Annotated in this window: 12 protein-coding genes; 3 read left to right on the forward strand and 9 right to left on the reverse strand. The window is 36.6% G+C overall.

The window, feature by feature from the left end:
• Nucleotides 1-164: 164 nt before the first annotated feature.
• The 8 genes from H5975_RS06060 to H5975_RS06095 form a co-directional block, all read right to left on the reverse strand.
• Entirely contained in the window at nucleotides 165-1,211 is a 1,047-nt protein-coding gene (locus H5975_RS06060; protein WP_204785301.1) for a SepM family pheromone-processing serine protease, read from the reverse strand.
• Nucleotides 1,198-1,716, reverse strand: a complete 519-nt coding sequence (coaD, locus tag H5975_RS06065) for a pantetheine-phosphate adenylyltransferase (protein WP_204785302.1) — start codon at nucleotides 1,714-1,716, stop codon at nucleotides 1,198-1,200. The genes H5975_RS06060 and coaD overlap by 14 nt, the downstream gene beginning before the upstream one ends.
• The gene (gene rsmD, locus H5975_RS06070; protein ID WP_204785303.1) at nucleotides 1,713-2,279 is read right to left on the reverse strand and encodes a 16S rRNA (guanine(966)-N(2))-methyltransferase RsmD; all 567 of its coding nucleotides are present in this window, start codon (nucleotides 2,277-2,279) and stop codon (nucleotides 1,713-1,715) included. The genes coaD and rsmD overlap by 4 nt, the downstream gene beginning before the upstream one ends.
• 5 nt (nucleotides 2,280-2,284) lie before the next feature.
• Nucleotides 2,285-2,563 (reverse strand): YlbG family protein, encoded by a 279-nt coding sequence (locus H5975_RS06075; RefSeq protein ID WP_204785304.1) that lies wholly within the window; start codon nucleotides 2,561-2,563, stop codon nucleotides 2,285-2,287.
• A gap of 16 nt (nucleotides 2,564-2,579) precedes the next feature.
• On the reverse strand, nucleotides 2,580-3,737 hold the full coding sequence (locus H5975_RS06080) for an FtsW/RodA/SpoVE family cell cycle protein (RefSeq protein ID WP_204785310.1): 1,158 nt from the start codon (nucleotides 3,735-3,737) through the stop codon (nucleotides 2,580-2,582).
• 262 nt (nucleotides 3,738-3,999) lie between these two features.
• Nucleotides 4,000-5,844, reverse strand: a complete 1,845-nt coding sequence (gene typA, locus H5975_RS06085) for a translational GTPase TypA (RefSeq protein WP_178659858.1) — start codon at nucleotides 5,842-5,844, stop codon at nucleotides 4,000-4,002.
• A 77-nt stretch (nucleotides 5,845-5,921) separates the two neighbouring features.
• Nucleotides 5,922-6,686 (reverse strand): inositol monophosphatase family protein, encoded by a 765-nt coding sequence (locus H5975_RS06090; RefSeq protein WP_204785305.1) that lies wholly within the window; start codon nucleotides 6,684-6,686, stop codon nucleotides 5,922-5,924.
• A gap of 4 nt (nucleotides 6,687-6,690) precedes the next feature.
• Nucleotides 6,691-6,975, reverse strand: a complete 285-nt coding sequence (locus H5975_RS06095; RefSeq protein WP_204785306.1) for a UPF0223 family protein — start codon at nucleotides 6,973-6,975, stop codon at nucleotides 6,691-6,693.
• A gap of 123 nt (nucleotides 6,976-7,098) precedes the next feature.
• Here H5975_RS06095 and def point away from each other — a divergent pair, with 123 nt between their 5' ends.
• Nucleotides 7,099-7,659: a peptide deformylase gene (def, locus tag H5975_RS06100; protein ID WP_204785307.1), complete on the forward strand. Its 561-nt coding sequence runs from the start codon at nucleotides 7,099-7,101 to the stop codon at nucleotides 7,657-7,659.
• Between the two features lie 32 nt (nucleotides 7,660-7,691).
• Here def and H5975_RS06105 read toward each other — a convergent pair whose 3' ends face one another.
• On the reverse strand, nucleotides 7,692-8,150 hold the full coding sequence (locus tag H5975_RS06105) for a hypothetical protein (protein WP_204785308.1): 459 nt from the start codon (nucleotides 8,148-8,150) through the stop codon (nucleotides 7,692-7,694).
• Nucleotides 8,151-8,284: 134 nt separating this feature from the next.
• Here H5975_RS06105 and H5975_RS06110 point away from each other — a divergent pair, with 134 nt between their 5' ends.
• Nucleotides 8,285-8,497, forward strand: coding sequence for a DNA-directed RNA polymerase subunit epsilon (locus H5975_RS06110; RefSeq protein WP_178659868.1), 213 nt, complete (start codon nucleotides 8,285-8,287; stop codon nucleotides 8,495-8,497).
• A 79-nt stretch (nucleotides 8,498-8,576) separates the two neighbouring features.
• Nucleotides 8,577-9,551, forward strand: a complete 975-nt coding sequence (locus H5975_RS06115; RefSeq protein ID WP_204785309.1) for a diacylglycerol/lipid kinase family protein — start codon at nucleotides 8,577-8,579, stop codon at nucleotides 9,549-9,551.
• The last annotated feature ends 74 nt before the right edge of the window (nucleotides 9,552-9,625 follow it).

Raw genomic sequence — 9,625 nt, forward strand, 5'->3', positions numbered from 1 at the left:
CGATTTCATTGTAACAGAGGTTTACCTCTGTTTTTTTGTTTAAAACACAAAAATGGCATTGGTATAGAGATGAAAAATCTCTAACCAACACCATTTGGTGTAGAACCGAAATTTTTATAGTTTCGTAATTAAGAAACTATTTAATTTCACCGTTTTTATTAGTATTAATGAGTTTGAAGGTAATGTACAGCATCGCTGAAGTTCTTTATCGGTACAACTTTCATTCCCGGAGCGTACTTTTTAGCCGTTGCCTTTGCCATTTGGTAGTTAGTTTGGTGGTCTTCCTCATATTTCAAAAGAAGTTTATTAGGCTTAACATATGGCGCTAAGAAAACTTTTGCCCCCGCTCGATGTGCGGCAACAACCTTTTTATCAATACCACCAATTTCACCAACAGTACCGTCCTGACTAATGGTACCCGTACCAGCAATTTTTTTACCATGTCGTAAATCTTGACCAGTAATTTGTTGATAGATTTGTAAGGCAAACATTAAACCACCAGACGGTCCACCAAGTTGCCCTGGATTGACAGTCACCTTTGGTGTGGTGTGAACTTTGGTATTATCCGTTAAAACAATTCCAATCCCAGCTCTTGAGTTACTGATCTTCACTAATGGCTTAGTAACCTGCTTAGACTTGCCATTGTGAATATACTGGACTGTTAGTGGTGACCCAACTTTTTGTTTGCCAATGTATTTTTGATATCCTTTAGCTGTATTGAAGTGATGACCATTAACCTTAGTAATCGTGTCACCAACTTTAATTTTTCCTCTAAATTTAGAACTATTTTGTACTTGCAATACATAAATACCTAGATAAGTTGTCTTGACAGGTCGATGTGCTGCTTTAAAGGCAACTGCAATCGCTTGATTAATTGCACTTTGCATATAAAAATTTTGAACCCTGTCAAATGTTTTACCGCTTTGACCACCAGTAACTTCATTAGCATTTTCAAGCGAGGTATTAGGAGTCAACTTTGCCCAAATATACGTAGCTGGTCTTGCCTGTTGAAGATAAACAGACGTAATCATAAAACTCCCTTTTTGTTTATCTGGATAACCAGGAATGGTGACATAAGATCGTAAATTATCGGCACTACCTGGACTTTCAATGTATTTATTGAGGGGCCAAAAAATAAACCAGCCTAAAAATAAAATCAATGCAACGGAATATAATACCCGTCGCATGATTTTTTTATCATCTATTTTCATTATGTTTCTTCACCTGTCTCATTTGACGTTCATCTAACCGTTTTTCTAACGCCGCGTTAATATTAGCCGGCAGGTAAGCTGAAATATCACCACCTGCCATGGTAACTTCTTTTAGCAGGCTACTTGATAGATGTTGATATTTAGGATCAGCCAACAAGAATACTGTTTCTACTTGATCATCTAAAAATTGATTCATCGCTGCAATGTCACGTTCATATTCAAAGTCTTTTGAATTCCGCAAACCACGCATTAAGTAATCTGCACCAATTTTATTCATCAAGTCAACTGTTAATCCTTGACTAGTAATGACTGATACATTGCTCAGCCCACTTACAGCTTCTTTAACCTGAGCAACCCGTTCATCTAAACTAAAAAGCGGATGCTTACTAGCGTTATCCATTACAGCAACTGCTAATTGATCAAAAAGAGCGCTCCCCCTTTTAATCAAATCCAAATGTCCTAAAGTCAACGGATCAAAACTACCAGGAAAGATTGCTACTTTCACTTTTCATTTCCTCCTTTATATTGGTAAATCGTCAAAACCGTAATGCCATATTCATGGCGTCTATAAAGCTCAAATCCATCTAATGTATCTGGTAAGTGAGCTTCTTGATTAGTCTCACAAACAACTAGTGATTCAGAATTTAATAAATGATAGTCAACCATTTTTGTTATATCATTAACAATCTTTTGCTTAGCATAAGGTGGATCTAAAAAGACTAAATCAAACTTTTCATTCTGGCTTTCTAATAACTGAAGTGCCTTTTGTGCGTCTTGCTTCATTATTTTGAATGACTGTGGAGCGTTGGTCAGAGCAACATTTTGCCGAATCGTCTTAATAGCGGCATACTGTCGATCAACAATAGTAGCAGTCTCTATCCCACGAGAAACTGCTTCAATACTTAATCCACCACTTCCACCATATAAGTCTAAACTCTTTCCGCCATCAAAATAAGGCCCAATAATGTTAAAAAGAGATTCTTTCACCTTGTCGGTAGTTGGTCGGGTTGCCATTCCAGGAACTGCCTTTAATCTCCGTCCGCGAAATTTACCAGATACTACTCTCATATTTATTATTCCTCATTATTTTGATTATTAGCATTCTCAACATCACTTAAGCGAAATACAGTTGGATCAATATTAGGCCATTCGGAAGGCTTTACGGATGTAACACTGTGAAGCTTTTCCAATTCCTTTTTTAACTCTTCCACTAATGACCGATTCACGTATAGCACAACGTAACGCATTCGTTTAGAAACATAGACAATATGCCCATAACGACGTAGCCTACGTAAAACATGAAAATTATTTATATAAACTATCAATCCCTGGCGTTCTGTCATTTGAAACATTGTCTAGTCACCCTTCTTATTTCATTAAGCTACGTGCTCTTTTATAATGACGACTAACATTTAAGACCAAACCAATTGCTGCGCTTAATACTACCATACTCGAACCACCATACGAAATAAATGGTAAAGTAACCCCAGTAATTGGTAATAAGCCTGAAACACCACCAATATTAAAAAAAGTTTCAACAGCAATAAATGTTGCTACCCCGTAGCATAATAAAGCTTGGTAAAGTGAATCCACCTTTACTCCGATCTGAATTGTACGACATACAATAATCATGATTAACACTAGGATAAAAGCAACCATTAACCAGCCTAATTCTTCGCTAATAATCGCAAGAATAAAGTCCGTATTGGGTTCAGGCAGGTATCCCATTTTTTGAATACTATTACCCAGGCCCACTCCTGTTAATCCTCCATTAGATATGGCATAGTAAGAGTTTACTAACTGATTACCAACACCATTATTATTAGCGAACGGGTTAATATAAGCAACAAAACGGTTCACTTGATAACCATGAAAATGAGCAACGACAAACTTGGCAATCAACGGCAAACCTACAATTAACAAACCCAGTGACGTTAATAAAATCCATACACCTTTTCGCCAATTGATTTCACTACCGAGAAACATAACAACCACAATTGAACCATTAATGGCAAATCCACCAAAGTCCGGTTGAATAAAAATTAAGAAAAGCAAAACAGCCGCTACAGAAATTGGATATCCTGCTTTAGTAAGACTGTACGTTTCTTGGCGTTCATTATAATGAGCAAATTGATTTGCCAAATATACTACTAAAAAGAATTTAGCAATTTCAGCAGGTTGAATACTGAAAAAACCCACATTAATCCAACCTTGTGCCCCATTAACCGCAGCTCCGAATATTTTGACATATAATAACATCACTAGCAAAACCACAAAAAATCCCTTTAGAACTTTTGAATTTCTTAGTATGGATAGCCGCATCAACGCTACAAACAGGGCAATTGCAACACCAATTACTGCAAAGATACTTTGTTTGATCAAATAACCAGTAGGTGAACCACCATTTTGCATCTGAATACCAGCACTTGCAGAATAAACCATAATCACACCAATTATACATAGGGTAATATATGGCAATGCGATCCATGGATCTAACTGTTTTAATTTCCTTAATGCCACTTGCATTTCTTCCTCACTCAAATTAAAATCACGCAAATAATTATACACCATTCTCTGGTTAGTTTTTTAAGAACCACCATTATTAATAATATATTCTTTAAATTCAATGGTAACCTTGTCATCAATAACGGCAATTAATTCATTCTCTTCAAATTTTACTAATTGATCACAGCACAAAAAAAGTCTTAAACATTCGCTAATGAACATTTAAGACTTAATTTATTGAAAAAGACTTATCAAATCAGATTCGTCAGTTTCATAGTAGACATTACTTACGTGAAGCAGCCTTACGACGTTTAGCAGCTTTTTCACGAGCATTGGTGTCCAGAATTTGCTTACGTAAACGAATATTTTCAGGTGTAACTTCACAATATTCATCTTCGTTTAAGAATTCAAGAGATTCTTCAAGTGTGAAGTGAGTTGGCGTCTTGATACGTGCCATTTCATCAGAACCAGCAGCACGAACGTTGGTAAGGTTCTTACCCTTAGTAATGTTGACAGTGATGTCGTTTTCACGACTATTTTCACCAACAATCATCCCTTCGTACACTTCTGTACCTGGGTCAATTAACAAAGTACCACGACTTTCAATCCCCATCATAGCGTAAGTTGTTGCTTTACCAGCATTCATTGAAACAAGAGTACCCTTTTGACGACCAGGGTTCCAGTTTTTAATTACTGGAGCATATTTTTCAAAGGTATGACTCATAATCCCATAACCACGTGTAATGGACATAAATTCAGTTGAGTAACCAATTAAACCACGAGAAGGTACTAAGTAAGTTAACCGAGTTTGGCCATTATTGTCAGGTTCCATGTTAGTCATTTCACCCTTACGCTTGTTTAAACTATCAATGATGGCACCACTATATTCATCTGGAGTATCAACTAATACTTCTTCAAATGGTTCACACATTTGTCCATCTACTTCACGATAGATAACTTCTGGACGGGAAACAGCTAATTCATAACCTTCACGACGTAAAGTTTCAATTAAGATTGATAAGTGCAGTTCACCACGACCAGAAACAGTCCAGGCACCTGGATCATCAGTATTTTCAACCTTTAATGAAACATCGGTTTGCATTTCACGCTTTAAACGATCTTCCAATTGACGGGCAGTCACAAACTTACCTTCACGACCTGCAAATGGAGAATCATTAGTCCGGAATGTCATCCGCAATGTTGGTGGATCAATTCGAAGTGGTGTAAGAGCTTCTGGATGATTAGCATCGGCTACAGTTTCACCAACGTTAATATCTTCCATACCAGAAACGGCGATCAAGTCTCCAGCTTCCGCTTCTTGAATTTCTTCACGTTTCAAACCAAAGAAACCAAACAGCTTAGTAACCCGGAAGTTCTTCTTAGAACCATCAAGTTTCATTAATGTAACATTGTCACCGATCTTGATCTTGCCCCGAAAAACACGACCAATCCCAATTCGACCTACGAAGTCGTTGTAGTCTAAAATAGCAACTTGGAACTGGAGAGGTTCATCAGAATTATCAACTGGAGCAGGGATTGTCTTAACAATTGTATCGAACAATGGCTTCATCGTATGTTCTTGAGTAGAAACATCAGAATCATAACTAGAAGTACCATTCATTGCTGAAGTGTAAATTACAGGGAAATCAAGTTGGTCTTCATCGGCACCCAATTCAATAAATAAATCAAGTACTTCATCAACTACTTCTTCTGGACGAGCACCCTTACGGTCGACCTTGTTAATAACAACAATTGGTGTTAAATGTTGTTCCAAAGCCTTCTTAAGAACAAACCGAGTTTGTGGCATAGTTCCTTCAAAAGCATCAACTACTAAAAGAACACCATCAACCATCTTCATAACACGTTCAACTTCACCACCAAAGTCAGCGTGTCCTGGCGTATCCAAAATGTTAAATTGATATTTGCCGTACTTAACCGCAGTGTTCTTTGAGAGAATGGTTATTCCCCGTTCACGTTCAATGGCGTTAGTGTCCATTGCCCGATCCTGAATTTCAAAGTGTTCTGGTAAGGTATCGGATTGCTTGAGCATTTCGTTCAGCAAAGTGGTCTTACCGTGGTCAACGTGTGCAATGATCGCAATGTTACGAATATCATCACGTGATTTCATGCTTAAACTTCCTTTCATGGTTAATTAGTTTAGTCTTTCTCATAAAAAAACTGTGACCGCAGTCACAGTATTAACGGCTAATCAACAAGTTCCAAAACATCACTTGCAACTTGCTTTGTCGCTACCAATACAAGATTAGATGATAGCACATTAACTTGTTGCTCGTCAATTCCTTTAACAACTAAGCCTAGTTCTAATGCTAAAACCATGCCGGCGGCTAAATCCCATGGTTTGAGATATGATAAATATCCACCAATTCTACCAGTAATAACATAAATCATTTCGATACCGGCACTTCCATACATTCTTAAACCACGAGCTTGTTTACCAACTTCTCTTACATTGTGTCCCCCATCAAGAGTTAAACCAGCGTTGAGAACCATTAGGCTATCGTGGAGACTATTATTCGCAGGAGTATTTAATTGATGATTATTTACAAAGACTCCATCTCCATTACCACCATGGTATAGCTTATCATTCATTACATCCATAATGTATCCATATGTTGGTTCACCATCTACATATAACGCAATCATGATTGCAAAATTGCAATGTTGCATAACGAAATTCATTGTTCCATCAATTGGATCGACAATAAAAACATGCCCTTTTAAATCATTAACTTGGTCACCATACCCTTCTTCGCTAATGATTTTGGCATCCGGGTCAATTTCTCGTAGGCGCTGATTTAGATATCTTTCGTTCTCTTTATCAACAGTAGTAACCAAATCCTTATAGCTAGTTTTTAAATTGACATCATATGATTGTTTCATCCGATCTAAGGTACGCTTTTGCACATCCCACATTAACTGCTGAACCTTTTGATCAATTTCCTGTAGCATTGTCCTACCTCCGTGATAATCTGATTAGTTTTTTGTCTGTGGTACGTGCTTCCTTGACGACACTATATAATTGGTAACCACTTTTTTTATAAAAATCTCGGCCAAGTTGTTTTTCTTCCGACTTTGCCGGGATGACTTTCTTAAATTTTCGATAGCAATCCAAAATCTGTTCTCGCTGAGCGCCCTCTTCATAGGCACGTTCAACTACATTAAACATTTTGATAACTGTTTCTAAATCTTTAATACTCCAATTAGGATCAATCGGATAAGAATAATTTCTATTAGACATCTTGAGCACCTCTATTTTGTATTATTTTACCATTCTTCTTTTGAAAATGACGTTCCTTATTAATACAACTGTTAAAAAATTTGTGATAGACTATTTATTAAAGAGTTTTGGAGGTTTATAACATTGTTTTTAATGAAAGATATTGTCCGTGATGGCGACCCTGTTTTACGAAAACGAGCAGCCAAAGTTGAGTTCCCTTTGACTTCCGAAGAAAAAGAATTTGCTCATAAATTAATGGAATATTTAGAAGTTAGTCAAGATCCTGAGCTATGTAAAAAGTATGGACTCAGAGCTGGAGTAGGATTAGCAGCGCCTCAAGTGGGTGTCTCCAAGCAAATGGCTTCTGTTTTAGTTCCTGCCGATGAAGAGGGTGGCAAACCTCAATTCAAAGATGTGATTATCAATCCCGTAATCGTAAGTGAATCAGTTCAATATGGCGCTTTAACAGAAGGTGAAGGTTGCCTTTCTGTTGATAAAGACGTCCCAGGATATGTTCCTCGTCATGACAGAATTACTTTAAAATATCAAGATGTTAATGGTGAAACACATAAGGTTCGATTAAAGCACTATCCGGCAATTGTATGTCAGCATGAAATTGATCACTTACATGGTGTTCTTTTCTATGATCACATTAACAAAGAACATCCATTTAAAGCACCTGAAGATACTGTTTTATTTGGATAATTTAAAAAGGTGACATGAAAATGCCACCTTTTTTATTCACCTAATTTATGTAAATCTTGAACGTATTCGTAGGATGCTTCATTCATTAGATAGGTAACATCCATATGAAACTTTTTCTTACCCTGCCACCAATCAGTAATTTTAAATGCCTGGGGAGCCTTTTGAAAGAAGTCTACATTCCTCTCAATAGCTAATTGATTCAGTTGTCTTTCTAGTTCGTCACGGGTTACTGGTACACTGTCAACAGTTCCAATATTATATTCAAAAGAAAGCACACCCTTTCCCCAAATGTCTGAAACTAATGTTGATTGCTGATCACAGTCATGAATATTCAATTTATCATTTAAGACATCAAAGACAATTTGATCTGTTATTGATTGAGCTCTTCTTTGAACAATCAACGTTGCCCGTTTGATTAAAATCCGGTGTGTCAGTTCATAAATGATAACTACGATTACAATGGATATTATAATTAACCACATTAAAGACATTTATTTTCTCCTTCTCATAGTAACTTTTATAAATAAGGATACCACACTCAGGCGACAGCATTTTTAATTTGTGATAGAATATATTAGTATTTGAAACGTTATTAATAACACTTAAAGGAGATTCTTGTATTACTATGACTTTTAAAGTTTATTTCCAACCAAGTAAAAACAATACACCACGTCGTGAAAACACGAAGTCTTTATACTTAGAAGCTGATTCAGAAGCTGAAGCTCGTCAACTAGTTGAGAATAATACTGAATATAATATCGAATATATTGAACTGCTAGATGAAAAATCTCTAGAATATGAAAAGCAAAACGCCGATTTTAAAATCACTAAGTTCTAGAAATGTTACTTTCCAGGTCAGGACGTTTTACCCGTCCTGACTTTTTTCATGAACAAATATGCCAGGAGGCAATTCTCTAATGCATTATTCATTCATTATCAATTCAACGGCCGGTAACAATCGCAGCCAGAAAAAATGGGAAGAGCTAAAGCATTATTTAGATAGTCATAATATTGATTATCATGATGTATTTACTAGATACTCTGGTCATGCCACTGAACTTGCTCGTGACATTGCAAATACTTCAACAGATAATGAGGAAGTCATTGTTGCGGTTGGTGGTGATGGTACCATCGATGAAGTGGTTAATGGTGTAATGAGTATCGATCATCATAATGCCAAAACTAACTCTACTCCTATTGCAGTCATACCAACCGGCTTAACAAATGGTTTTGCGGTTGCATATGGCATTCGTAAAAATCCAATCCAAGCATTTCAACAAATTGAATCGGCAAATAAAACAACAATGATCTCAGTTGGTCAATATCATGAATCAATTAAGGATGAAAGTGGCTTTTTTGTTAATTCTTTAGGGATTGGATTTGATGCAGCATTGATTAGTAAAAGAAATAGTAAAAAACGTTCTTCCTCAAAAATGGGCCTGTTAACATTTTTAATTAGTGCGGGCGGTGTTTTGTACAACCAGCAACCTTTCTCACTAATGCTACAGGAAAAACATCATCATCAACTATTTCCAAATACATATATTGCTACTTGTCTAAATCACCATGTCCGTGGGAATAAGCAAGCAATGCATGATAATCTATTTTCTTCTAATATTCAGTTGTTAGTGGTAGAACATCATAACTGGTTGATTACCCTTTGGACTTTGTGGTTGTTAGCAACAGGGCGGATAGCAAAATCAAGATGGGCTAATTATTATGAGGCAGATAAATTTCAGTACACTACTACTTCTCTTGAGTTTGTTCAAAAGGATGGTATTGAATTGGGAAATCGCTTCGTAGATGTTTCAATTAGCTCAGCTCAATGCCAAATATGGCAAAATAGCAGTTTTAATCACCCGAAATGTCAATTTAAATTAGAAAAATGTTGAAAGCTGTTCATCTGTGACGTGACTTAGGAATACTTCAAGTGGTGTGCGGTAGTGAAGTGACTTCCGTGGAATAG

Origin of the sequence: Limosilactobacillus coleohominis (assembly GCF_016901675.1) — a bacterium.
GTDB classification, from domain to species: Bacteria; Bacillota; Bacilli; order Lactobacillales; family Lactobacillaceae; genus Limosilactobacillus; species Limosilactobacillus intestinavium.